This is a genomic window from Desulfacinum hydrothermale DSM 13146 (assembly GCF_900176285.1).
GTDB classification, from domain to species: domain Bacteria; phylum Desulfobacterota; class Syntrophobacteria; order Syntrophobacterales; family DSM-9756; genus Desulfacinum; species Desulfacinum hydrothermale.
On the sequence record NZ_FWXF01000022.1, the window covers coordinates 17,938 to 41,844 of the forward strand.

20 protein-coding genes and 1 tRNA gene are annotated in these 23,907 nt (G+C 61.8%); 9 read left to right on the top strand and 12 right to left on the bottom strand.

Features of this window, described 5'->3' with window-relative positions:
• Positions 1–104: 104 nt before the first annotated feature.
• The 9 genes from pheT to B9A12_RS17085 all read right to left on the bottom strand — a co-directional run bounded on the left by pheT (position 105) and on the right by B9A12_RS17085 (position 9,169).
• Positions 105–2,516: a phenylalanine--tRNA ligase subunit beta gene (gene pheT / locus B9A12_RS14880; protein ID WP_084058895.1), complete on the bottom strand. Its 2,412-nt coding sequence runs from the start codon at positions 2,514–2,516 to the stop codon at positions 105–107.
• Positions 2,517–2,642: 126 nt separating this feature from the next.
• A complete protein-coding gene (gene pheS / locus B9A12_RS14885; RefSeq protein ID WP_084058896.1) occupies positions 2,643–3,653 on the bottom strand; it encodes a phenylalanine--tRNA ligase subunit alpha in 1,011 nt (336 codons plus the stop codon).
• Between the two features lie 6 nt (positions 3,654–3,659).
• Complete coding sequence (gene rplT, locus B9A12_RS14890) at positions 3,660–4,013, bottom strand: 50S ribosomal protein L20 (RefSeq protein WP_084058897.1); 354 nt, start codon at positions 4,011–4,013, stop codon at positions 3,660–3,662.
• Positions 4,014–4,073: 60 nt separating this feature from the next.
• The gene (rpmI, locus tag B9A12_RS14895) at positions 4,074–4,271 is read right to left on the bottom strand and encodes a 50S ribosomal protein L35 (RefSeq protein ID WP_084058898.1); all 198 of its coding nucleotides are present in this window, start codon (positions 4,269–4,271) and stop codon (positions 4,074–4,076) included.
• A 191-nt stretch (positions 4,272–4,462) separates the two neighbouring features.
• Positions 4,463–4,975 carry a translation initiation factor IF-3 gene (gene infC / locus B9A12_RS14900; protein ID WP_084058899.1) on the bottom strand — a complete coding sequence of 171 codons (513 nt, stop codon included), beginning with the start codon at positions 4,973–4,975 and terminating at the stop codon, positions 4,463–4,465.
• A 69-nt stretch (positions 4,976–5,044) separates the two neighbouring features.
• A complete protein-coding gene (thrS, locus tag B9A12_RS14905) occupies positions 5,045–6,991 on the bottom strand; it encodes a threonine--tRNA ligase (RefSeq protein ID WP_084058900.1) in 1,947 nt (648 codons plus the stop codon).
• Positions 6,992–7,217: 226 nt separating this feature from the next.
• Positions 7,218–7,292 (bottom strand) — tRNA-Val (locus B9A12_RS14910).
• A 57-nt stretch (positions 7,293–7,349) separates the two neighbouring features.
• The gene (locus B9A12_RS17080; RefSeq protein WP_170920644.1) at positions 7,350–7,898 is read right to left on the bottom strand and encodes a CDP-alcohol phosphatidyltransferase family protein; all 549 of its coding nucleotides are present in this window, start codon (positions 7,896–7,898) and stop codon (positions 7,350–7,352) included.
• Positions 7,895–9,169, bottom strand: a complete 1,275-nt coding sequence (locus B9A12_RS17085) for a hypothetical protein (protein ID WP_170920645.1) — start codon at positions 9,167–9,169, stop codon at positions 7,895–7,897. Before B9A12_RS17085 ends, B9A12_RS17080 begins: the two co-directional genes overlap by 4 nt.
• Before the next feature lie 124 nt (positions 9,170–9,293).
• On the opposite strand from B9A12_RS17085, the gene B9A12_RS14920 reads away from it, so the two are divergent.
• The 7 genes from B9A12_RS14920 to B9A12_RS14950 all read left to right on the top strand — a co-directional run bounded on the left by B9A12_RS14920 (position 9,294) and on the right by B9A12_RS14950 (position 16,274).
• Complete coding sequence (locus B9A12_RS14920) at positions 9,294–9,536, top strand: DUF4911 domain-containing protein (RefSeq protein WP_084058902.1); 243 nt, start codon at positions 9,294–9,296, stop codon at positions 9,534–9,536.
• A 167-nt stretch (positions 9,537–9,703) separates the two neighbouring features.
• A complete protein-coding gene (locus B9A12_RS14925) occupies positions 9,704–10,468 on the top strand; it encodes a Crp/Fnr family transcriptional regulator (RefSeq protein WP_084058903.1) in 765 nt (254 codons plus the stop codon).
• The gene (gene miaB, locus B9A12_RS14930; protein ID WP_084058904.1) at positions 10,450–11,820 is read left to right on the top strand and encodes a tRNA (N6-isopentenyl adenosine(37)-C2)-methylthiotransferase MiaB; all 1,371 of its coding nucleotides are present in this window, start codon (positions 10,450–10,452) and stop codon (positions 11,818–11,820) included. Before B9A12_RS14925 ends, miaB begins: the two co-directional genes overlap by 19 nt.
• A gap of 115 nt (positions 11,821–11,935) precedes the next feature.
• Complete coding sequence (locus B9A12_RS14935; RefSeq protein WP_084058905.1) at positions 11,936–12,436, top strand: bifunctional nuclease family protein; 501 nt, start codon at positions 11,936–11,938, stop codon at positions 12,434–12,436.
• Positions 12,433–14,193 (top strand): adenine deaminase, encoded by a 1,761-nt coding sequence (gene ade / locus B9A12_RS14940; protein ID WP_212636969.1) that lies wholly within the window; start codon positions 12,433–12,435, stop codon positions 14,191–14,193. The genes B9A12_RS14935 and ade overlap by 4 nt, the downstream gene beginning before the upstream one ends.
• 99 nt (positions 14,194–14,292) lie before the next feature.
• Complete coding sequence (locus tag B9A12_RS14945; protein ID WP_170920646.1) at positions 14,293–14,754, top strand: ferritin family protein; 462 nt, start codon at positions 14,293–14,295, stop codon at positions 14,752–14,754.
• A 512-nt stretch (positions 14,755–15,266) separates the two neighbouring features.
• On the top strand, positions 15,267–16,274 hold the full coding sequence (locus tag B9A12_RS14950; RefSeq protein WP_281247919.1) for a DMT family transporter: 1,008 nt from the start codon (positions 15,267–15,269) through the stop codon (positions 16,272–16,274).
• Here the strand turns inward: B9A12_RS14950 and B9A12_RS14955 are convergent.
• Positions 16,155–16,934 carry a Smr/MutS family protein gene (locus B9A12_RS14955; RefSeq protein WP_170920647.1) on the bottom strand — a complete coding sequence of 260 codons (780 nt, stop codon included), beginning with the start codon at positions 16,932–16,934 and terminating at the stop codon, positions 16,155–16,157. The genes B9A12_RS14950 and B9A12_RS14955 overlap by 120 nt on opposite strands.
• Positions 16,935–16,992: 58 nt before the next feature.
• Between B9A12_RS14955 and B9A12_RS14960 the strand changes: the two genes are divergently transcribed.
• A complete protein-coding gene (locus B9A12_RS14960; RefSeq protein ID WP_170920648.1) occupies positions 16,993–17,895 on the top strand; it encodes a ribonuclease D in 903 nt (300 codons plus the stop codon).
• Positions 17,896–18,007: 112 nt separating this feature from the next.
• Positions 18,008–19,762 (top strand): YcaO-like family protein, encoded by a 1,755-nt coding sequence (locus tag B9A12_RS14965; protein ID WP_084058909.1) that lies wholly within the window; start codon positions 18,008–18,010, stop codon positions 19,760–19,762.
• A 699-nt stretch (positions 19,763–20,461) separates the two neighbouring features.
• Here B9A12_RS14965 and B9A12_RS14970 read toward each other — a convergent pair.
• Both B9A12_RS14970 and B9A12_RS14975 read right to left on the bottom strand, forming a co-directional pair.
• Positions 20,462–23,194: a M16 family metallopeptidase gene (locus B9A12_RS14970; protein WP_084058910.1), complete on the bottom strand. Its 2,733-nt coding sequence runs from the start codon at positions 23,192–23,194 to the stop codon at positions 20,462–20,464.
• Positions 23,195–23,452: 258 nt separating this feature from the next.
• Complete coding sequence (locus tag B9A12_RS14975; protein WP_139796670.1) at positions 23,453–23,737, bottom strand: hypothetical protein; 285 nt, start codon at positions 23,735–23,737, stop codon at positions 23,453–23,455.
• Between the last annotated feature and the right edge of the window lie 170 nt (positions 23,738–23,907).

The window sequence follows — 23,907 nt, forward strand, 5'->3', positions numbered from 1 at the left end:
TGATCTACGCACCGCCGCGGACCGAAGCATGTTGGGTGTCCGAGCCCGGTGCGGCCCCAGGCAAGCCCATGGGCCGGGACCGGGAAACCATCGCAACGGAAGGCTCAGCGCAACTGGGCCTGGAAGGCACTCAGCACCTTCTCCGTGATCCGCTGGTGCAGGGCGTTGACCTCCTCGTCGGTCAAGTTCCTGTCCGGTGCTCGGTAAACCAGGCGATATCCCACGCTCTTCCGGCCCTCGCCCAGTTGCTTGCCGCGGTAGAGATCGAACACGTCCACCTGCTCCACCAACGGTTCGTTCAGCGAGCGAATGAAATCCAATGGGGCGGCCACCGGCAGGTCGTCCGTCACGATGAGAGCCATGTCCCGGGCCACGGCGGGGAACTTGGGAAGCGGCGAAAAGCCCGGGTGTGGGCGCTTGAGGCGGAAGAGCTCTTCGAAGTCCAGCTCAAAGTAGTAGGCATCGCGTTTCAGGTCGAAGGCGTCCTGCACATCGGGATCCACCCGCCCAACGGATCCCACCAGGTGGTCTTCCACCAGGACGGCGGCTCCCACGGCCGGATCACAGTAGGGGGGAAGGGGCTCCAGGCTGAAGCGCACGGTGTCGGAGCCCAGGTGGAAGCATTCCAGAACGGCCTCCACGGCTCCCTTGGCGTCCGCGTAATCCACCGTCTCCTCGGATCCATAGAGCAGGTGCGGAACGCGACGTCCGGCCAGCAGTCCCGCCAGGTGATGGTCTTCCTGCGGCAGGCTCTGGTCCGGGCGAGGTAGAAAGACCTTGCTCAGTTCAAACAGGCGCAGATCCAGATTGCCGCGGTCGAAATTGTGACGCGCGGTGGTCAGCATGCCGGGAAGAAGGGAGGTTCGCATCACGGCCTGCTCCTCGCTCAACGGATTGCGCAGGCGCACGGGGCGAAGGCGGGCGTCGCCTTCCGGAAGGCCCAGGTCTTTCACCCCCTTCTCCGAAATGAAGGAATAGGTCACCACCTCATCAAAGCCCAGGGCGGTCAGGGCCTGCTTGACCTGGAGTCGCAAAGACGCATGGGGGTCCGGCGGATCGGCGTAGAGGGGAGCCGCGGCGTGGGTGACGGGCACCTGGTCATAGCCCACCAGGCGCACCACCTCCTCGGCCAGATCCACTTCCCGGGTCACGTCGTGACGGCAGGACGGCGGGGTGACCCTGAGGGTCTCGGAATCGGCCTGTTCCACGTGCATCTCGATGGATTCCAGCACCTTTGCCATGGTGGCCGCATCCAGGTCCAGGCCCAGGAATCGGTTCACCCTGGGAACGCGCAAGGAAATGGTCGGCCGTTCCAGGGGGGACGGGTATTGGTCGATGGCTCCCGTTGCCAGAACCCCCCCGGCCAGCTGGAGCATCAACTGCGCCGCCCGGTCCAGGGCGCGGGGAACTCCCTCCGGATCGATCCCCCGCTCGAAGCGGTAGCTGGACTCCGTTCGAAGCCCCAGTTTGCGGCTGGAACGCCGGATTCTCTCGGGCTGAAAGTAGGCGCTTTCAATAAGAACCTGCGTGGTCCCTTCCGTGATCTCGGAATCCAGGCCCCCCATGATCCCGGCGATGGCCACGGGACCCACGCCGTCGCAGATGAGGAGCGTATCGTCGAACAGGGTCCGCTCCACGCCGTCCAGTGTGGAGAAGCGCTCACCGGCTTGGGCGCGACGCACCACGATCCGCCCTTCCCGCAATCGCTCATAGTCGAAGGCGTGCAGGGGTTGTCCCATCTCCAGCATCACGAAGTTGGTCACATCCACCACGTTGTTGATGGAGCGGATGCCGGCGGCTTCCAGTCGCCGTTGCATCCATCGCGGGGAAGGGCCGATGCGAACGCCTCGGATGAGACGGGCCGCGTACCGAGGACACCCCAAAGGGTCTTCCAGGGTGACGGAAGCGGCTTCGTGGATGGACGGGCCGGTCTCATCCAGAGAGATCTCCGGGTAGCGGACCCGGGTGCCGGAAAGGGCCGCCACTTCCCGAGCCACCCCGATCATGGACAGACAGTCGCCCCGGTTGGGCGTGATGGACACATCCAGGATGGCGTCGTCCAGGTCCAGGGCTTCCAACAGGGTCTTTCCCAGGGGCAGAGCCGGGTCCAGCACCCAAATACCGGACGCATCGTCACCCAGGAGGAGCTCCCGCTGGCTGCAGAGCATGCCTTCGGAGACCTGGCCGCGGATCTTGGCTTTGGCGAGCTTTTGCCCACTGGGAAGGACGGCGCCCGGAAGGGCCAAAGGGACCACCTGTCCCGACGCCACGTTGGGCGCGCCGCAGACCACCTGGCGAACGCGGCTTCCGTCAAAGACCTGGCACAGTCGCAGCTTGTCCGCGTTGGGGTGCGGTTCTACAGCGTCCACTCGAGCCACCACCACCTGCTGGAGGAAGGCGTAGGGGCGTTCCACCGCCTCTACTTCCAGGCCCGCCATGGTGAGGCGATGGGCCAGGGTGTCGGCGTCCATGGTAAAATCCACGTAGTCTTTGAGCCACTGGGTGCTTACGAGCATGGAAGTTCCCTCTCGATGCCTGATAAACGGGGTGGGCCGTTACAACAAAGGGCACGACGGGGTCGTGCCCTTTGGGATAGCGGCATGGTCCACAACAGGGTGCGGTGCGGCGATCACTTCCCCCCGCTAAAATTGCCTCAGGAAGCGCACGTCGTTCTCGAAAAAGAGTCGCAGGTCGTTGATCCCATAACGAAGCATGGCGATGCGCTCAATGCCCATGCCGAAGGCGAAGCCGCTCACCTCATCCGGATCGTAGCCGACCATCTTGAAGACCTCCGGATCCACCATGCCGGATCCCAGGATCTCCAGCCAGCCCGTCTGGGAACAGACCCGGCAGCCGGTCCCGCGGCACATGACGCACTGGATGTCCACTTCCGCGCTGGGTTCCGTGAACGGAAAGAAGCTGGGCCGAAACCGCAGGCCCACATCCGATCCAAACATTTGCTGCACGAAGATGGTCAAAACCCCCTTGAGGTCCCCGAAGGAGATATGGCGGCCCACCATGAGTCCTTCCACCTGGTGGAACATGGGGGTGTGGGTCACGTCGGAATCACACCGATAGGCCTTGCCGGGGGCGATGATCTTGATGGGCGGACGCTTCCTTTCCATGGTACGGATCTGAAGCGGAGAGGTGTGGGTGCGCAAGACCACCTCGTCCGAGACGTAGAAGGTGTCTTGCATGTCCCGGGCCGGATGATCCTTGGGGATGTTGAGCGCCTCGAAATTGTAGTAATCCAGCTCGACTTCCGGCCCCTCCACGGTCTCAAAGCCCAACCGGTTGAAGATGGCGGCGATATCCAGCGCGGTCTGGGTGATGGGATGCAAATGACCGGTCCAGGGGCGCCGGCCGGGAACGGTGACGTCCACCCTGGATTTGGGGCGCCGGGCCTCCTTCTTGGCCCTCTCGATGGCCTCCGCCAGGCGTTGTTCCAACTGGGCTTTGGCCTCATTGAGAATCCGACCGGCTTCCGGCCGGGCTTCCGGTGCCACGGTGCCCAGCTGTTTGAAAAGGGCCGTCAGTCGGCCCTTGCGGCCAAGAAAGCCCACGCGCACGGCGTCCAGGGCCTTCAGGTCCACCCCCGCCGCCTCGATGGCTTCCTGCGCTTCCCGAAGAACGCTTCGAGCTGCCTCTTCCATGGGTTCCTACGCCGCTTCTTTGGCCACGGCCACGAGCTGGGCAAAGGCCTGGGGATCGGAAATGGCCAGGCCGGCCAGAACCTTGCGATCCAGTTCCACGTTGGCCTTCTTCAAGCCGTTCATGAAGGTGGAATAGCTCATTCCGTGCTGGCGCGCCGCCGCGTTGATCCGCATGATCCACAGGCTTCGGAAATTGCGCTTCTTGGCGCGCCGATCCCGGTACGCGTAGACCAGGGAGCGCTGGACGGTTTCCTTGGCGGTGCGCAGCAGCTTGCCGCGGCCGCCGCGATAACCTTTGGCCATCTGCAGGATCTTCTTGCGGCGCCGACGCGATTTGACTGCCTTTTTCACTCGAGGCATCTTTCCACTCCTTGAAAGTCACAGCGGTCGATTGGAGCCGGTCTGGACCGACGGGACCGCCTACAAATAGGGCAACATCTTACGCAGGGCCTGCACGTTGGCGGCATCCACGATGGTGGATTGACGAAGCCCGCGTTTGCGCTTGGGGCTCTTCTTGGTGAGGATGTGGCTCTTATAGGCCTTGGCACGCGCGAAGCGTCCACCGCCGGTCTTGCGAAAGCGCTTCGCAGCTCCACGGTTCGTTTTCATCTTTGGCATGGATTCCTCCGAACAGTCTCGGTTCTCAAGGTCTCGGGCCCTATGGCACAAAAGAGCGCAACGCCGCTCCCGCGCGGTGTTGCGTCCGGCGCGTGAAGGGAGTGCGGCAAGGCGCACCCCTTCCCTCAGCAGATTCGAGGCGTGTAATCTATTGAGAGGCCGTGGCCCTGTCAAGCTTTTTGTGAGAAAGCTTAGGCCTTTGGCGCCAGGATCATGATCATGTTGCGCCCTTCCATCTTGGGCGGCAGCTCCACCACGGCTTCGTCCTGAAGCTCGTCCAGGATCCTCTGAAGGACCATGGCCCCGCGTTCCTTGAAGGCGATCTCCCGCCCGCGGAAGATGACCGTCACCTTGGCCTTGTCCTTCTGGGCCAGAAAGCGGCGGATATGGCGCAGCTTGGTCTGGATGTCGTGTTCGTCCGTCTTGGGGCGGACCTTCACCTCTTTGACTTGAATGACCGTCTGCTTTTTCTTGGCTTCCTGGGATCTCTTGCTCTGCAAGTACTTGAACTTACCGTAGTCCATGATCTTGCAGACGGGAGGATCGGCGTTGGGGGCCACTTCCACCAGGTCCAAGCCTTCCTCTCGGGCCGCCTCCAGAGCCTGTTGAAGGGGCATGATGCCCAGCTGGGTACCGTCGGAACCAACGACGCGCACTTCGCGAGCCCGAATCCTCTCGTTGATGTTACCTTGTTGCTTTTTCAGGGTTTTCTCCTCCTTGATGAAAGTTGTCCATGCGCCCGCTCCCCATCCAGGCAGTCCGCCCGGTGAGCCTTACACGGCGCCGAGACCGATGCGTCCGCCGGAGCCCTCCAGGCATTCTTTTGCCACCAGCTCCACGAACGCCTCCACGGGCATGAGGTCCAACTGGGTGCCGTCGCGGCGCCTGGGGCGCACGCCGCCGGCTTCCACTTCCTTGTCTCCCACCACCAACATGTAAGGGACCTTCTGAAGCTGGGCTTCGCGGATCTTGAACCCCAGCTTCTCGTTTCTTTCATCGATTTCCGCGCGCATTCCCGCATCCAGCAAGCGCCGATGCACCGTGCGGGCAAAATCCAGCTGGTTGTCGGTAACCGTCACCACGATGGCCTGAACCGGAGCGAGCCACGTGGGAAAGGCGCCGGCGTAGTGTTCGATGAGCACGCCCAGGAAGCGTTCGATGGCGCCCAAGATAACGCGGTGGAGCATGACCGGGCGATGGCGGTTGCCGTCCGGGCCCACGTAGGTGAGGTCGAAACGTTCCGGTAGGGTGAAGTCGCACTGGATGGTGGCGCATTGCCACTTTCGCTCCAGGGCGTCTTTGAGCTTCACATCGATCTTGGGTCCGTAGAAGGCGCCCTCCCCTTCACAGATGTGGAAGGGGATGCCCTTGTCCTGAAGGGCGTCCATGAGGGCCTGGGTGGCCCGCTCCCAGTCTTCATCCGTACCGATGGACTTTTCAGGCCGCGTGCTGATCTCCATCTCGTAGTCGAAGCCGAACAGGCCCATGACCTCGATGACAAAGTCCACAATGCCCTGGATTTCCGAATGGAGCTGCTCGGGTGTGCACAGGATGTGGGCATCGTCCTGGGTGAACTGGCGAACCCGGAGCAGACCGTGCAGGACGCCGGACTTTTCATGACGGTGCACGGTGCCCAGCTCGAAAAAGCGCAAGGGCAGATCCCGGTAGCTCCGCACTTTGGATTTGTAGATGAGCATGTGCGCCAGGCAGTTCATGGGCTTGATGCCGTAGGACTGGCCGTCGATCTCCGTAAAGTACATGTTTTCGCGGTAGTTGTCGAAATGGCCGGAGCGTTTCCACAGGTCCGTCTTAAGCAAGGTCGGGCCCATGACGATCTGGTAGCCGCGCCGCAGGTGTTCCTTCTTTTCAAAGGTCTCCAGGATGTGGCGGAGCAGAGCGCCCTTGGGGTGATAGATGACCATCCCCGCGCCCACCTCATCGGAGAAGCTGAAAAGGTCCAGCTCACGGCCCAGCTTGCGATGATCGCGCTTTTGCGCTTCTTCCAAAAACTGCAGGTACTTCTTCAGGGCCTTCTTGTCGGCAAAGGCCGTTCCATAGATGCGCTGCAGCATGGGATTGCGCTCGTCGCCCCGCCAATAGGCGCCGGCCACGGAAAGAAGCTTGCACGCCTTGATGTGGCCGGTGTGGGGGATGTGGGGGCCGCGGCACAGATCCACAAAGTCGCCCTGGCGATAGATGGAGACGGTGGGCTCTTCCAGTTCCTCCAGCAATTCCACCTTGTATTTTTCACCCTTTCGGCGGAAGAGCTCGATGGCCTCCTGGCGCGGCAGTTCCTGACGTTGGAAGGGGATCTTGGATTGGATGATCTGCTGCATCTTGGCCTCTATCTTGGCCAGATCGTCGGGACTGAAGGGGCGGGCCACCTCGAAATCGTAGTAGAAGCCGTTTTCGATGGCCGGTCCGATGGCCACCTTGGCCTCCGGGAAGAGGCTGAGCACGGCCTGGGCCATCACATGGGAGGTGCTGTGACGAAGAATCTCAAGGCCTTCCGGGCTGTCGGCGGCCACAGGTTCCAGTTGGGCGTCGGATTCGATGGGGCGCGTGAGGTCGACGAGCCGCCCGTCGAGCCGGGCCGCGATCCAGTGGTTCCCCTTGACGCCCAGAGCCTCCAGGGCCTCCTGCACGGTCTTCCCCACTTCCACTTGGGCACTCTTCCCGTCGGGCAATGACAATCTGACGTGTTGGGCTTCTGCGTGCATCTTCCTTCTTGTCCCCTTTCCTTGCGCGGCCCCTTCCGGGAGGTTTCCCGGATCCGGCGAAACAAAAAAGCATCAGCCGCCGCAAGACGGTACTGATGCTCTGTGGTCTTCAATCGGCTTGCGCGCTGAGTTGCGATCCGCTGCCTGCTTTGCGCTTCACCCGCTGGCCTTGTGTATCTGTTTGGTGCGGCTATGGGGTTCCTGGCCCTCCGCCCCCTCAAAGGGGTGGTAGGCACGGGCGGGATTGAACCGCCGACTTCTACCGCGTCAAGGTAGCGCTCTCCCACTGAGCTACGTGCCTACGAGGTTGGTCACCCTATAGCGAAAGAGCCCGGCACTGTCAAGGAAAATAGAACCTTCACTGCGCCCTGCCCTCTTCGCCCCCTTCCCAAATGCGAAAGGCGATCAGAATGTAGTGGATGCCGCTGGTGATGGTCAGAAGGCCCGTGAGCACATAGAGGCTTCGGCTGGCCCAGGCGGGAAGGGTGAGAAGCGGCGTGGCCAGGGTGGCCAAGATGGTGATGATCTGAGCCAGGGTCGTGGCTTTGCTGACCCAGCTGGGGCGGATCTCCAGGTGCACCTGGAAGAACATGAGGGTCATGACCCCGATCACGATGAGGGCATCGCGGCTGACGGCGATCACCACCAAGGACGTGGGAAGCAACTTGAGGCGTCCCAGCAGGATGAAGCTACTCACCAGAAGGATCTTGTCCGCCAGGGGATCCAGGTAGGCCCCCAGCCGGCTTTTTTGGTGGAAGACCCGGGCGATGAAACCGTCCAAGCCATCGGTGATCCCGGCCAAAAAGAAGACCATGAGGGCCTCCGTCAGCCGGGATCCAAGCAGAAGCCACACAAGAAGCGGGGTGAGCAAAATCCGGATGAGCGTCAGCAGGTTGGGGATGGTCATGGCCTTTGGGAGTCCTCCAAAGAGGCCGCGTCGGCGGCCGATGGGGGAGCCGGCATCAAAACGAAACGCAGATGTTGCCCGGAGGCGTCGTATTCCTTGAGGCGGAGAATGTGCCCGTCGTCCACGCGCATCCCATCGGCGGCGGCCAGTTGATCGACCATGTGGGGATCCAGGGCGACGGTAATGGACTGCGGTTCCAAGGTGAGGTCGGCGGCCTGCAGTTCGGGGGCCGATTCGGCCAGCAAGGCTTCCAGGTTGAGCCAGGCGGCATAGGGATGCCGGCCGGTGATGGTGATGGTCCATCGCCCGTCTGGGGACGTGCTGTGCGGCGCGGCAGGTGCTTCAGCCGGCATGGTGGACCCAAGGACGCGGTCCAGGGAGGGGACCAGGAGCGCCGCCAGGCGTAAGGCAGCTTCCTGGCGTCCTGCGGCCGCCGGCACCCTTTGTTCCACCGTACCCACACGCACCCCCTCCGGCAGGGCGTAGACGCTACAGCGGGCCACCAGCTCTTGCCCTTCCGTCGTGGCGGTTCCAACGATCACATAGCGCCTTCCCTCCCGGCGTGCCTGATCCAGGACGTGTTGCAGAAGCTGGGGCGAGGAGGGGTCGGTGGCGATGTGGGGATCCAGGGAGGCATATCCCAGGGTCCACAGGTAGTCCGAAGCTTCGTCCTGAATGAGTGGGGCGAGCAGGCCGGGGCTTTTACCCGGCTGTGAAAAGATCCAGGCGCCGTCCCAATTTTCGGCCACCGCCCACACCACGTCCTTGACGGGGGCCGCTGGTGGCGGTTCCGATTGGGTCTGGGCGGAGCCCGCCTCCGAAGCCGTGGAGGCGTTGGTGGCGATGGAAGCCTCCGGAGGCTTGGGCATCCAGGGCTCCAGATCCTTGCTCAGGGCCTTCATGTCCACCAGGACCGATCCCTGCAAACGAAAAAGTTCCTGTTCCGGTGCCTGCGATACGGGCTGATAGCTTTGTACATACCGATCGGGGGAGGCGAGTATCTTCTCTTCCAGCTCGGCGCGGTGGGCCTGGATCTGCGATGGCTGCAATACGGTGCCGATGGCCTGAAAGACCGCTTGCCTCAGCAGATCCTGGATGGCGTTGCGCTGAGACTGGGCGGGGTTGTCCGGGTTGTAGGGGGCGACTCCCTGGGCGTAAAAGGTTTGCACGCCCTCCTGGGAAACGGCCGGCCACACGGGGCCCAAAACCCAGGCCAGGAGAAAGACGGCGAGGCATGTTCTTAGCTGGCGAGCGGAAAAAATCGCAGACATAGAGCACAGACTCCCCTCGGTTCCACGATCCAACTTTTCCTTCTTTTCATGAAAGTCACTTGCTATCATAGAAGACCAACGCAGCTAAAGCCAAAAGTTTCCCTCGTTGCCCCGTGGGGTGGGAATGCACCGAGACCGATGCGCTGTCATTGAGCTGGTATTGAACTCTGCGTCCATTCACCTGCTCACTTCCATCATCGAAGCCTACGATGGGATCGGGACGGTCACGACCCTGGACCGGCGGTTGGCTCGGGTGCGCATTTGCACTCCGTCCGGTTTCGAAGACCTGGTTCGAAAGATTGTGGAAGCCGAAAGGGCTCGGCTCGGCATTCGCTCAGTCCGCCCATCGGAGGCTGGCGCGCCTTGAAAAACCGGGATCGATTGTCTAAGGAGATGGCAAGGAGATGAGCTGGCGTTGGATCCGCGGCGGCGGGGCAGCTCCGGGGCGGTGCAGACCTAGGGCGACCAGGCCCGGGGAGTGCGGCCTGGAGGCGGAATTTTCCAGTGGTCTTTGAGGCCAGTAAGGACGGTGAGATGGAACACGAAAAGGAGCCCGCATACAGCGTGGAGCCCAGGACGTACCAGGAAGGGGAATTGATCCTTTCGGAAAACGATCCCCTGGACGCCTTTTTCGTCATGCTTTCCGGACGGGCCAAGGTCTTTTACAAGGGGCGCAAGGTTCGGGTGCTGGGCGAGCAGGACGTGTTCGGCCTGGAAGGGGCCTTGGGCAAGCGGATCTCAACGTGCGACGTGCGGGCCTCCGAGTCCTGCCGGGTCCTGGCCTACGACTATGAGGCCCTGGATGACTTCTTTGAAAACCACCCGCGCCGCGCCCGAACCCTCATGAATTCCGTGTTGCGACAATTGCTGGAAACCACCGCGGCCGTCCAGGGCGAGGATGTGGTGGTCTTGCCTCACGATGTGGAAATCCACTACTTCGACGACGGACAGACCATTGTTCGAGAAGGCGACCCCAGCACCCAGTTCTACCGCCTGGTCTCCAGCGACGGGGGACTCTTGGTGACTTTCAAGGGCCGCGAGGTGGGCCGCATCGAAGCGCCGGGAGAGTTTTTCGGTGAGATGGCCTGCCTGCTCGGAGGAAAACGGCAGGCCACGGTGACCAGTGTGGGGCGCAGCGTGGTCCAGATGTTCCGGGGCGCCCTGCTGGAACGGATTCTTTCGGAAAATCCCCAACTGGCCTTGAAACTGGTACGAACCCTGGCCCATCGACTGATTCGGGCCAATGTGAAACTGTCGGAAAAGGACCTGAAGACATCCCAATGGAAGGACTTTGTATAGGCAACCATCAGCAGCCTCGGGCACTCTACGTGCACACCTTCGGCTGCCAGATGAACGAATACGATTCCCTGCGTGTCGCGCGTATGCTCGGCCAGGAAGGCTATCGGAGCACCTCCGACCCGGCGTCGGCGGACGTGATCTTCATCAACACGTGTTCCGTGCGGGAGAAGGCGGAGCAGAAGGTCTTTTCCCTGCTGGGACGCCTGAAGCGCCTCAAGAACCGCAATCCGCGGCTGAAGATCGTGGTGGCCGGATGCGTGGCCCAGCAGTTGGGCGAGGATCTCCTGGATCGGTTTCCCCACGTGGATTTGGTTTTGGGAACCCGGGCCATCGGTGCTCTGCCCGGTCTGCTGCACCAAAGCCTGGAGGAGGGGCTGCGCAAGGCCCACTTGCCGGAACATGACGAGGAGGGCTGGAAGGATCTCTTCGGCCAGTCACCAGATTGGGAAAGTCTGGTGGTGGCGCCTGTGACCATCATGCAGGGCTGCGACAATTTTTGCACCTACTGCATTGTGCCATACGTGCGGGGGCGGGAACGGAGCCGACCCGCCGAGGAGATCCTGCGAGAAATCCGCATCCTCACGCGTCAAGGCACGCGGGAGGTGCTGCTCCTGGGCCAGAACGTGAACTCGTACGGTCGGGGGTTGCCCGACGGCATGACCTTTGCCCGGCTGCTTCGCCGTATCGCCCACGAGACGGATGTGGTGCGGATCCGATTCACCACCTCCCATCCCAAGGACCTGAACGACGACCTCATCCAATGCTTTGCGGAGCTGGACAAGCTTTGCCGTCACATTCACCTGCCCTTTCAGGCCGGCTCCGACCGGATTCTGGCCCGCATGAATCGGCGCTATTCGGCGGCCGACTACCTGGAAAAGATCGCCCGGTTGAGGGCCGCGTGCCCCGATATGGGGATTTCCGCCGATGTGATGGTGGGGTTTCCCGGAGAGACGGAAGAGGACTTCGAGGCCACCTTGGACTTGATCCGCACCGTCCGGTTCGACACCCTCTTTTCCTTCCGGTATTCGGATCGCCCCTTCGCCAAGTCCAGCGCCTACGGAGACAAGGTGCCCGAAGACGTCAAGGCGCGTCGCCTGACGCAATTGCAGGCGCTTCAGGCCGGCATCACGCTGGAAAAGCACCGCCAGGAGGTGGGGCGCGTGCGCCACGTGCTGGTGGAATCGGAAAGCAAGGCGGGCAACGGGCAATTGACCGGCCGGACGTCCCAGAATCGCATCGTGAACTTCGAGGGCTCCAAGGATCTGATCGGAAACCTGGTGCCCGTAAGAATTGAAGAAGCCTATTCCCATTCCCTCAAAGGCGTGATTGGGCGGGGGGCGACCCCCTGCTGACGTCTGTGGCCGGTGGGGATGGCGGCCGGGGGCGGGCCCAAAAGGGCGGCCCCCGCATAGAGTTGGGGAACGGACGGCGGAGACGGTCCGCCGACTCCCGCCGGAAGGAGGCTCAATGTATCGACGTATGACAGTGGCCGGTTTGGTCATGGACCCCGAAAGCAACACGCCCATCGTCATCCTCACGGATCCCGAAGGCGACGATCATCTACCCATCTGGATCGGGCTTCTGGAAGCCACTTCCATCGCCATGGAACTGGAAAAGATCAAGTTTCCGCGGCCCATGACCCACGATCTGGTGAAAAATGTTCTGGACCACTTGGACGTGGCGGTGGAAAAGATTGAGGTCTGTGATCTGCGCGACAATACCTATTACGCCCTCATTTACCTGCGCACCGGCTCGGGGGTGAGTGCCATCGATTCCCGGCCCAGTGACGCCATCGCCATCGCCCTGCGCACCGACGCCCCCATCTTCGTCAACGAAGAGGTGCTTCGGAAATCCCAGAAGATACCCGAAGACAAGGACCACCCGGTCTTTCGCCGAGAAGACAAGGAAAACCTGGAAGAGCTGCTGGAAAAGCTGGATCCGGAAGACTTCGGAAAATATAAGATGTGACGGAAACGGTGGACCACTTGTTGGAAATCGCAGCATTGACGGAATGGATCCAGGTGGCGCGCGGGCTGGTGCCTGCCGATCTTTGCCTGAGAAACGCTCGGATCGTCAACGTCTTCACGGGCTCCGTCCAGGAAGGCGATCTGGCAGTCCACGGCGGCCGCTTTGTGGGCTGGGGCCGCTACGACGCCGTCCGCCGGCTGGATCTGAACGGTGCCTACGTGGCGCCCGGATTTATCGACGGTCACCTGCACATGGAAAGCACCCTGTTGGGGCCGTCGGCCTTCTGGCGTGCCGTGCTGCCCAGGGGCACCACGGCGGTGGTGCTGGATCCCCATGAGATTGCCAACGTGCTGGGAGTTGCGGGGATCCGCTACCTTCTTGGAGCGGCAGGGAAGCTTCCCGTGGATCTCTTTTTCATGCTTCCCAGTTGTGTGCCCGCCTCCCCGCTGGAAACGTCCGGGGCCGTGCTGCGGGGTGCGGACCTGCAGACGTTGCGATCCCATCCGCGCGTTCTGGGCTTGGCCGAGGTGATGAACTTTCCCGGCCTGCTGGCGTCGGACCCCCAGGTCCTGGAAAAGGTGGCCCTTTTTCAAGACGGCCCCATGGACGGCCACGCACCTTTTGTGTCCGGCGAAGATCTCAATGCCTATACGGGGGTGGGGATCCGTACGGATCATGAGGCCACCACACTGCAGGAGGCCCAAGAAAAGCTGAGCAAGGGCATGATGCTCATGATCCGGGAAGGAAGCCAGTCCAAGGACTTGGAAGCCTTGCTGCCGGCGGTGACCGACGCCACCTGGCCCCGGTGTATGCTGGTCTGTGACGACCGGCACCCGACCGATCTTCTCCGTGACGGCCACATGGATGCGGTGGTGAACCGGGCCGTCTCCCTGGGTCTGGACCCTGTGCGGGCCATGGCCATGGCCACGATCAATCCGGCGCGCCACTTCGGGCTCAAGGATCGGGGAGCCATCGCGCCTGGATACCGAGCGGATTTTTCCGTGAGCCCCACCCTGCATCCCTGGACGCCGGTGCGCGTCTTCAAAAACGGAGTGGAATGGGTTCGGGACGGGGCCGTGGTGGAAGGGATGGATCAAGTCCCCTGGGAACACGAGGGTCTTCCCGAAAGCCCCATGTGGCTGCCACCCCTTCGGCAGGAAGACCTGCGGGTGCGGGCCGAAGGCGCCCGGCTCCGGGTGATCACAGTGCATGCCGGAAGCCTCATCACCGACCAGGATCTGGTGGAGGTGCGCCCGACCGACGGTTACGTGGCGGCCGATCCGGCTCAGGACCTGCTCAAGGTGGCGGTGTACAATCGCTATGTGCCCACGGATCCGCCCGGGCCGGCGGTGGGATTCGTGAGAGGCTTCGGCCTGCAGCGGGGGGCTGTGGCGAGCACGGTCGCCCACGACTCCCACAACCTGGTGGTGGTGGGAGCGTCCGATTCGGCCATGATTGTGGCGGCCAAAGCCGTGGCCGCCACCGGGGGCGGGCTGGCGGTGGCCGACGATGACCACGTTCTCGCCTCCCTTGCTCTGCCCATCGCCGGACTGATGAGCCCGCGGCCGCTGGAGGAGGTGTGCCGGGAGCTGGATGCACTCAACCGGGCCGCGCGCAGCCTGGGATCCACCCTGCCCCACCCTTTCATGGCCTTGTCGTTTGTGGCACTTCCCGTCATCCCCCGGCTGAAGATCACGGACCGGGGGCTGGTGGATGTGGAAGCGTTTCAGTTGGTACCGCTTTTCGTTCGGGATTGAGAGAGGTTGCCGCGGGCAACGGGGTCTTATGGCGAACCCCGGCGCCTCCGGCAGCCCATGGGGGAACACTGGTCAACGGAGTGGAGAGGAGGGCTGCTTATGTCCACACTGACTTGCCGATCGTTTGATGATGTGGTCAATTTCGCTATCCGAAAAGAAGAACTGGCCATGGACTTTTATCAAAAATGCGCCGATCGCGCCAAAAATCCCGGTATTCGTGATTTCTTCCTGGAGATGGTAGAAGAGGAAAAGAAGCATCGCCAGCTCCTTCAGGATCTGGATCCCGCCGGCCTGAAGGATTTCACACTGGAAAAGGTCGAAGATCTCAAGATCAGCGACTACCTCATGGACGTGCCCTATCGGGAGGACATGACCTATCAGGAGGCCTTGACCCTGGCCATGAAAAAGGAAGAAAAGGCTCACCTCTTCTACTCCGCCTGGAAGGACAAATGCCTGCACGAAAAGACCGCCAAGGTTTTTGAGAGGCTGGCCCAGGAAGAGATGAAGCACAAAAGGAAGATTGAAGAGGTCTACGACGAGGAGGTCTTGAGCTGGGATTGATCTTCCCTCGGGTCCACTGAGGGTGCCGGCGGTCTTGGCATGGACTTCCGCTTCTTGGAGGTTGGGGGGGCGCCCCGCCGGCTACGACCAACGCTGCGCGGAGGGCGCTCTTCTGGGCTTGAGCCATCTTGGAACGGGGCCATCGTTCCAGAACCGTTGGAGGTGAGGGCGTTTGCCACAGCGGAGGTCTTCCGGGCGGCGAAGGAATCTTCTTCGATAGCCGAGGCCATCGGGTAAGGCTTTTCACTTCGTGGGCTTCGCAGAACCTTTCTGCGCGGGGCGCACGCCCCGCCAGCCCGGAGGGAAGAAAGAGGTCGCGGTCGTTGGAGCCGGGGAGCCACGGTGGGACGGGCCCGTGGTGAGCCCGTTTTCTCATGCCCCCCAATGGGCGCTCAACATCTGCCGCCGTTCACAAACGCCGGATTGGGCTTTCGGTGCCGGCCTTTGTGATGGCGCTTTTTTTTGAAGGGAGATCATGAACCGAACCACCCAGGCCTATCTGGCCGTCTCCGGTGCCGTCACCTTCTGGGGGATCTCATTTGTGGCCACCAAGGTGGCCCTTCGGGCATTTCCCCCCCTACAGCATGCTCACCGCGCGCTTTGTCCTGGCGGCCGTCCTGCTGGGTGGCCTGTGGATGGCGCGATCCAGGGAGCGGATCCAGCTTCGGGACGCGGGACTTTTCGTGCTTCTGGGCATCATGCAGCCCGGACTCTATTTCGTGTGCGAAACGGAGGGCCTGCTGCGCACCAGCGCCTCCGTGGCATCGCTTATCATCGCCAGTATCCCCGTCTTTGTGGCGGTTCTGGCCTCCATCTTCCTCCGAGAACGCATCTCGACCCGTGGAGCGGTGGGGATCGGGCTCACTCTTGTGGGAGTGGCCCTGCTGGTCAAAAACGGTTCCGAGGCCCCTGGGGCGGTTGTCTCCTCATTGGCAGGAAACCTTTTGGTCCTGGGCGCCGCCCTGTGCGCCTCCATCTACACCATCGTCAGCCGCTCCTTGGGTGCGCGCTACGGGTCGCTGACCGTGACCACCCTCCAGGCCTTCTGCGCCCTTCTCTTTTTCCTTCCCTTCGCGGTCGCGGAATGGGACGGCCGGTGGATAAAAGGTGTTTCCACGGAAGCCCTGGCGGCTGTGATCTTCTTGGGGCTTTTTGCCAGCCTTCTCGCTTTTCTCCTCTACAACCAAGGGCTTCGCTCCCTTCCGGCGTCCACCGTGTCCGTCTTCATCAATCTCATCCCGGTGGTGACCGTTCTGACCGCCTTCGTCGTGCTGGGAGAGCGGCTGTCGGTGGGGCAGATCGGCGGAGGATGCCTGGTGGTTGCCGGTGTCGTGTTGAGCTCACGGGGTCGCCAAACCGCCACCGGCCGGGGACGGGCGAAGGAGTGGCTGAAGGCCGTGTCAAAGCGCGGGACTGCGTACAGGGGCCTTGCCCTGGGTGCTGCGGAGCAGCACATAGAAGGCGCCGCCGCCCCCGTCCCAGGTGCGGGCGGTGGCAAAGGCGAGCACGAGCCGCTTTAGGGGCGCTTGGGTGAACCATTGAACCAGAACCCGCTTGAGAACGGGTTCCTTGCCCTTGGAATTCAGCCCCCGGCCGCAGATCAGCAAAACACAGCGCAATCCCCGCATGTGACTTTCCTGAATGAAACGGATGACGCCGTCCCGGGCTTCGTGGCGGTTCAATCCATGGAGATCCAGGTGGTCCTGGTAGCTGAAGTCCCCGTTTCGGAGTCGGTTGAGGACGGCGGGCGGCAGCCCCACCACGGCGCCGTCCAGGTACTCGTCGGATAAGGTGAGTTCAAAACGGCATTGGCCGCGGACCAGTTCGCCCAGGTGCCGGAGGACCTCCTCGTCTTCCGCCTCCGCAAAGCGGGGGAAACTCGACGGCCCGCGCGTTCGGGGCACGCGGCGGCGCTCTTGAGGATCCAGGGGCACCACGTCGGACATTTCATTGAGGAAGACTTCCTCCTCGGATAAGCTGTTGGATGTCCCATCAAGGGCTTTCAGCGGTTCCGGGGTAAGAAGGGATCGGCGCCGGGCTTTCTTCCGTTCCTTTCGGGCCCTGGCAATCTGTTGATCCAACTCGTGGAAAGGGGTATAGAAGCCCCTGGTTTGTGATCCGGAGGAAGGATGGGACCGGGGGGTGCGTCCGGGCGATGACACCTTTTTTCTTTTTCCCATGGTTTCGCTCCATTTTCGATCTTGTGATAACACAGCCTCCAATGACAGGAAACCGCTCATGCGACCGTACATACTGATCGATTCCGACGACCAGCTTCAAAGCCTCATCCCGGACCTGCACCGTCACAGGCATGTGGCCGTGGATACGGAATCCAACGGCTACTACGCCTATTACGAAAGGGTCTGCCTGATCCAAATCTCCACATCGGACGACGACTATATTCTGGATACCCTGGCACTGCGATCCACGCACCTTCTGGGCGAAATCTTCCGGTCCCCCTCGGTGGAAAAGATTCTGCACGCCGCCGCCAATGACATCGGGTCCCTGAAACGGGACTATTCCTTTGAGTTCCAAAATGTCTTCGATACGGCTTTGGCTTGTAAGATATTGGGAGAAAAGCGGCTGGGGCTTGCGGGTATTCTGGCGGATCGCTTCCAGGTGCAACTGGAGAAAAAATGGCAGCGCTGCGACTGGGGCAAACGACCGCTCAAACCGGAGCAACTCCATTACGCGCGCCTGGACACGCACTTTCTCATTGCCCTGCGCCACCAACTCCACGAAGAACTGGTGGCCAAGGGGCTTGCGGAAGCGGCGCAGGAAGCCTTCCGGCGCGTCTGTCTGCAGGCCCCTCCCCGGGAACGCTTCCCGGAAGACGGATACCGACGGATCCGTGGCGTGCAGAGCCTCTCGCGGGAGGCCCTGCAGGTGCTGCAGGAGCTCTATGCCTTCCGGGACCGGGAAGCCCGGCGGCTGGATCGAGCCCCTTTTCGCGTCTTGTCCAATGAAGCGCTCCTTCGGCTGGCCAAGGCCATGCCCACCACCCAGGCCCAGTTGAACGAGATCAAAGCACTCTCCCGAAACTATCGCTCCGGCCGACCGGCGCGGCGCCTGCTTCAAGCCGTCCGCCGCGCCCTGGACTCCCCGCCCGCAACCCAGCATGCGGAGCGGGCTCTGCCCTGAGCCGGGACATACTCTACTGGAAAAGTAGGTAATGAACGACTAGATTGCAGGGCCTGAAAGCGGCGCAGGTGCGAAGCCGTAACGGTCCGTTATTGTGGAAGAAAGGAATGTTATGGTTCCAGATGCCAGGATTCACATTCAAGACAGTTTCAAGTCCTTTCGTCACGATCAGGAAAAAACGAGGCGGCCTGAGGAAACGGTTCAATGGGTTCGGGAGCGCTTGAAGTCCCTGAACATCCGCATTCTCGCCAAGACCATGAGGATCGATACGGGCCGGTTGGACATTCCCGTTTACATCAGCCTATGTGGTGAGGACGCCACGGCCTATACGGGAACCAAGAAGCAGATGGGAAAAGGCGCCACGGCGGCCCAGTCGGAGGCCAGCGCCGTCATGGAGCTCATGGAGCGGTTCAGCTTCTTTTCCTTCATCCACGGGGCGGACTTTCTGGAGGCACGGGCCTCGGATCTGGGCGCACACGCCGTGGACGCCTCCGTGCTCATGCGTTCCGTCTTCGACCGGCATACACCGGAGGAGAAGGCGCAGCGCTTTTTGGACCAATGTCCGCTCCGATGGGTTCCCGTGCGGAACCTGACGCGCGGTGTGGACCAGTGGGCTCCCATCGACTGGTTCTACCTCATCAACGAATACAACGGACCGGCGGCCGGAAACACGCTGGAAGAGGCGATTTTGCAGGCTTTGTGCGAGGTGGTGGAGCGCCATGTGGGCTCGATCATTTCCCACGACGAACGGGTGACACCCGCCATCGATCCCGAGAGTCTGACGGATCCGGCTTCCCGGGAGTTGGTGGACAAATTTCGCAAAAACGGAATCGAACTTTATCTGCGGGATTTTTCCCTGGATACGGGAATCCCCACCGTGGGGGTACTGGCCTACGACCCGGCCACCTTTCCGGAAAAGAGCGAGATCGTCTTCACGGCCGGAACCACCTCTCACCCGGAAAAGTCCCTGTGCCGGGCGTTGACGGAAGTGGCCCAGCTGGCAGGTGATTTCGAAAATCGAACCACCTATCGTCCCACGCTCCCCAAATACCCGGACCTGGAGGCGGCGGCCTACCTGCGGCGAAACGACGGCGTGATCCCCATCGGAGCGCTGCCCGACATCAGCCACGACAACATGAAGGTGGAAATCGAGCGGGCTGTGGCCGCCCTTTCGCGAATCGGTTTGGAAGTGCTGGTGGTTAACGTCTCCCACCCCCAGCTGCAGGTGCCGGCCGTTTACGTGATGATCCCGGGGGCCCACTTCCTGGAACACACGCGCAACACGGACTTTCCGCAACACATGGCGCGCACGGTCCTTCGCGCCCTGGACGCTGCCCAGGCCTCCCGTCAGTTGGAGATCCTGGATGAGGTGTTCGGACCCCGGTTTGATCTCACCTTCTTTCGGGCACACAGCCTGGAAGCTCTGGGAAACCCGCACGAAGCGCTGAAGCTCTTTTCTCGCTCCCTGGAACAGGATCCCGATCCATCGGAACTGGCCAGCATCTATGTGCACATCGGTTCCTGTTACAAGGACCTGGGAGATTACCAACAGGCACTGGAGGCCCTGGAGAAGGCCGAATCCCACAACGGCCAGCTGAAAGAGATCTACAACCTGCGCGGATTCTGCTTCTATCAGCTCAAAGAGCATCATCGGGCCATCGAGGCCTTCGAACGGGCCATCGAGCTGGATCCCGGATCGGCCATCGACTATGCCAACATCGGTTCCAACTTGCGGGAACTGGGCCACATCCGCGAGGCCGTTCGCCTCTACAAGATGGCACTGGAGCTGGATCCAACCATTGATTTTGCCCGGCAGAACGTGGAACGCCTGGAACTGCAATTGGCTCAAGAGGCCTCCGGCAGCTAGGAGGCCGACGCCGAGGTTTTCTTCGCTTCAGGGCGTCTGGGCTTCCAGTCGTCGCCTCAGAGGCAGACAGAAAACCTTGGGGATGCATACATGGGTCCTGTCCAGAAGGGGCGCGTCGTGCATAACGTCCCTGCCGAAGTGATGATGATCATGGCAGGGACACGGCGTGGTTGAGACTCCGCCTGTTTTAGGTCTTACCTGAATCCGTGAGGCCCTTTGGGCCGTTTTGAGCGGTCCAACACTGGTCGGAAGAAAAGGGTCAACTCCATCCCAATTCCGTGCAGGCTCGTTGGATGGGCGGATGGGATGGATCGCGCCTTTCGGCGCTCCTACAAGCGTCCGCACGGTGCATGGACCTTTTGCAGGAACGGCGAAAGCCGCGACAAGGTCATCTCGGAAGGCGGATTCGCCGGACCTATCGGACAAGATGCGCGCCTTGGATGGCGAAGGTTTGCTGATTTTGGGAAGGCAACCCAGACAGGGATGCGGGTACATCGGCGTCTGAAAACGTTCTCTGTCAGGCGGTACAACCCAACGCCGATGTGACATGGCGCCCATTCAAAGCTTGCTTCCCCCAATGGGGTGTTGCCATCTTCTATCCCATCGGTTGGGAAAAAAGGGGGGCAGGTCCATCTAGCTTCCGTGGCCGGATGAAGGCCCAATCTTTTCGCAAGTGAACGGTGGGAGCCCTTTCACGGCTCACGGCCGATGCTTGGGCCGGGGGGTGTCCAGGGGTAAGGCTCCCGCCGGATTGCGCGGAATGGTTCGCACGATCAAGCGCCCCGAAAAGAGCTCCTTGGCAAGGCGTCGAACCTCCTGGGCCGTCACCTTTCGGACCCTTTCTGGATACCGCTGGTCGTAGTCGAATCCCAACCCCAGCACCTCGTTGACAGCGGCGCTCTGTGCCCTGGACGGCAGACCCTCCAGGTCCAAGGCGTGCATGGTGATCACCATATCCTTGGCCCGCTCCAGCTCCTCCGGGCTGATCTCCTCTCGGGTGACCTTTTCCAGGTTGGTGAGCACGATCTGCTCCACTCGCGGCGCGTTGTCCAGGGTGGTTTGCGTGATCACACCGAAGAACCCTCCGTTCAGCCCGTAGAATGGGAAGCCGTGAACCACGTAGACCAGGTTGTTGGTGCCCCCCCTCAGGGCCTGGTGAAGGCGCCCGCCGGGATAGCCGATGCCGGAAAGCACAGCGTCCAGCACATCCAAGACGGGACGTCGCGGGTCGCGTAGGTCGAGGCCGTTGGTGCCCACGAAAAGCCCCACGGAGGTCTTGTCCGTCTGCTTTTCCAATGGGCGGGATGTTTGTAGCGGGTGGGTTTCCAGGGGCAGTTTCCGTGCCGGCGGCGTGGGCGCCGTCCAGGATCCCAAGACCTTTCGGATGCGTTTCAAGAGCCTTTCGGAGTCAAAATCTCCGTAGACCGCCAGCACGGCGGTTTGGGGCGTGACCATCTTGCGGTAGAAGGCCAGCACATCTTGGCGGGTGAAGGCCGACACGCTGTCCACGGTCCCCAATCGATCGTGGCCGTAGGGATGTTTGGAAAAGTAGGCTTTCTTGAAAAGGCGCACCAGTTCCATCTGCCAGTCTTCGTCCTGGCGTTGGATGGCCTGGAGGGTTTCGTGTTTTTTCTTTCGGATCTCTTCCCGGGGAAACGTGGGGTGGGTGATGACGTCGGCCAGGATGTCCAAGGCCAGGTTCACATCGGAGCTGAGAACCTGTGAGGTGACAAAATAGGTGTTGTTTTGCGATCCGGAGGCGATGTGTCCTCCCACCGCCTCCAGGGCCTGGGCGATTTCCAGCTTGTTGCGCTTCTTGGTCCCGGCGGTGAGAAGAGACGCCGTCAAGGCCGCCAGGCCTTCCTGACCCGGTTCTTCCAGCAGCAGGCCGCCGAGGCCGTAAAGCTGCAGGGTCGCCGTGGGCAGCCGGTGATCTTCCTGGAGCAGTACCCGCAGTCCGTTGGGAAGGCGGATGAGAGAGGGGCCCTTGGCCTGGCGGGCGGGGGGTGGCGGCGCCACCGCCGCGGATGCCTGGGGAGGCGAAGCCGGCACGATGGCGGCCACGGTCATGGCCTCTTCGGTGAGGTAACGGCGCGCCACTCGAAGGATGTCTTCACGGGTTACTTGGCGGATCCCATCCACGTAGTCTTCGTCGAAGTAAGGGTCGCCCGTGTCGAAATAGGAAGAGGCCAGCGAGGAGGCCATCTCCTCCGCCGTTTCCTTGGCGAAGACATGGTCGGCGATCACCTTCTTCTTGGCCTTTTCCAGTTCCTTCCGGGAAACCTTGTGCGATCGGACTGCTTCCAATTCTTCGTCAAGGCTCTGGAATACGCGCGGCCAATTGTCCGGCGGCAGGGTGAGAGAAACCACCCACTGGCCGGGAACGTACGCGGGTGTCCAATTGAAGGCCCCCACGGACAAAACCAGGTTGTCCTTTTCCTTGAGCCGCTGATAGAGCCGGCTGGTTCGGCCGTCGCCCATGAGGATCGACAGCACGTCCAGAGCGTACAGATCTTCATGGGCCAGGGGCACAGAGCGGAAGCCCACCATGGCGTGGACCATGCGCGCCGACGGCATGGGCTTTTCCACCCAGCGCCGCCCCAGGGGCCTGGGTTCGGGGGGGAGCACCACCGGAGGGGCCTGGGCGCGGGGCACCTGGCCGATCTTATCGGCCACAAAGGCGATCACCTGGTCCGGATCCACGGGGCCCGCCACCGCCACCACCATGTTCTGGGGTTGGTAGCGAGCCTGATAATAGGCTTGCAGTTGCTTGCGATTCACGCGGGCGAAAACATCTTCGTATCCAATGACCGGGTGGCGAACGGGATGGACCCGGTAGGCCGTCTTCATGAAGAGCTTCCACAGCTCCCGCCCCGGCTCATTTTGCCCCATGCGGATTTCTTGCAAAATGACTGCCTTTTCCCGGGCCACTTCCTTGGGCGCCAGGGCACACTCGCTCACGTAGGACAAGAGAAGATCCAGGCTTTCCTTCCAGTGGGAAGCCGTGGTGGTGATGTAATAGACCGTACGATCATGACTGGTGTACGCGTTGGAGGCTCCGCCCAGGCGTTCCAGGCGCTGGCGCGCTTGCTCTTCACTGAAGGATCGAGTGGTCCCACCCGCCACCACGTGCTCCAGGTAGTGGGACAGCCCCGCCCCCATCTGAGCGCCTTCGTAGATGGAACCCGCCCTGACGTAGACGCGGGAGGAAACCACCTGGGTGCCCGGAAGGGAACGCACCAACAAGGTGAGCCCGTTGGTGAAGACGGCAAAGGTGTCTCCGGGCTTGCTGTCCAGGAAACGTTCCACCAAAGGATGGCTGGTTCGGTCGGGGGGATCGGGAGGCCTGTGGGCCTGGCAAGGAAGGGTGCCGAGCAGCAAAACGGCGAAGAAAAAGAAGATCGCCAAGGGGAGAGCTGATCGTAAACGCATGGGGTTTCACCTCGTGCCGGTACCGCGCCGGGGCATGACAAACCGGCCATGACGCGCCGCGCTTGGAAGAGCATTGGATGAAAGGGCCAGACCGCTTGGACCATGGCTCGCGGCTGCCATCACTCGGTTCTCACGGCTCATGACGGGTTCCACAACCCCGGCTCGCCAGATCCAGCTGGGAGAGAAAAGATACGGACCGCGGAAAGAAAAGGCCCGGGCCGGGACGAGAGAGCACCGGGAAAAAGGGGCCAAGGCGGGTCAACGGGGCTCGTCTTGCATGGCCGCCAGCTCATCCAGGATCCACTGGATTTTGTCCTTGTCTTGCAAATCTTCGGGCTTTTCCTGTTCCACCCTCAGCAGGTCTTCCAATTCCAGACGGCGGCGGTCGCGAAATCCGCCCACGTCTTTGCGGAAGTGGCGTTGGGCCATGTAGTGGGACTTTTCGTATTCCTTTTCCAACTCGTCGCTCATGGATCCGCGCTCCTTTTTCGCCCGGCACGGAACGCGTGTGTGGGCGTCCCGTGCGGCCAGGTCTCTATGCATGTGTGTTCCATCGTATTGAAGTCAGAACTGTAGGGATGCGGCCCGTTCCTGTCAAGCTCCCATTGCCCCGCCCGGTGGGGCTCGCCCCCCTGTGCTCCCTGGGAGCCTGTCTGACAATGGCCCCTTGGCCTTTTGGGCCTTTCTGACAAATCCGATTCAAGTGTGGCATG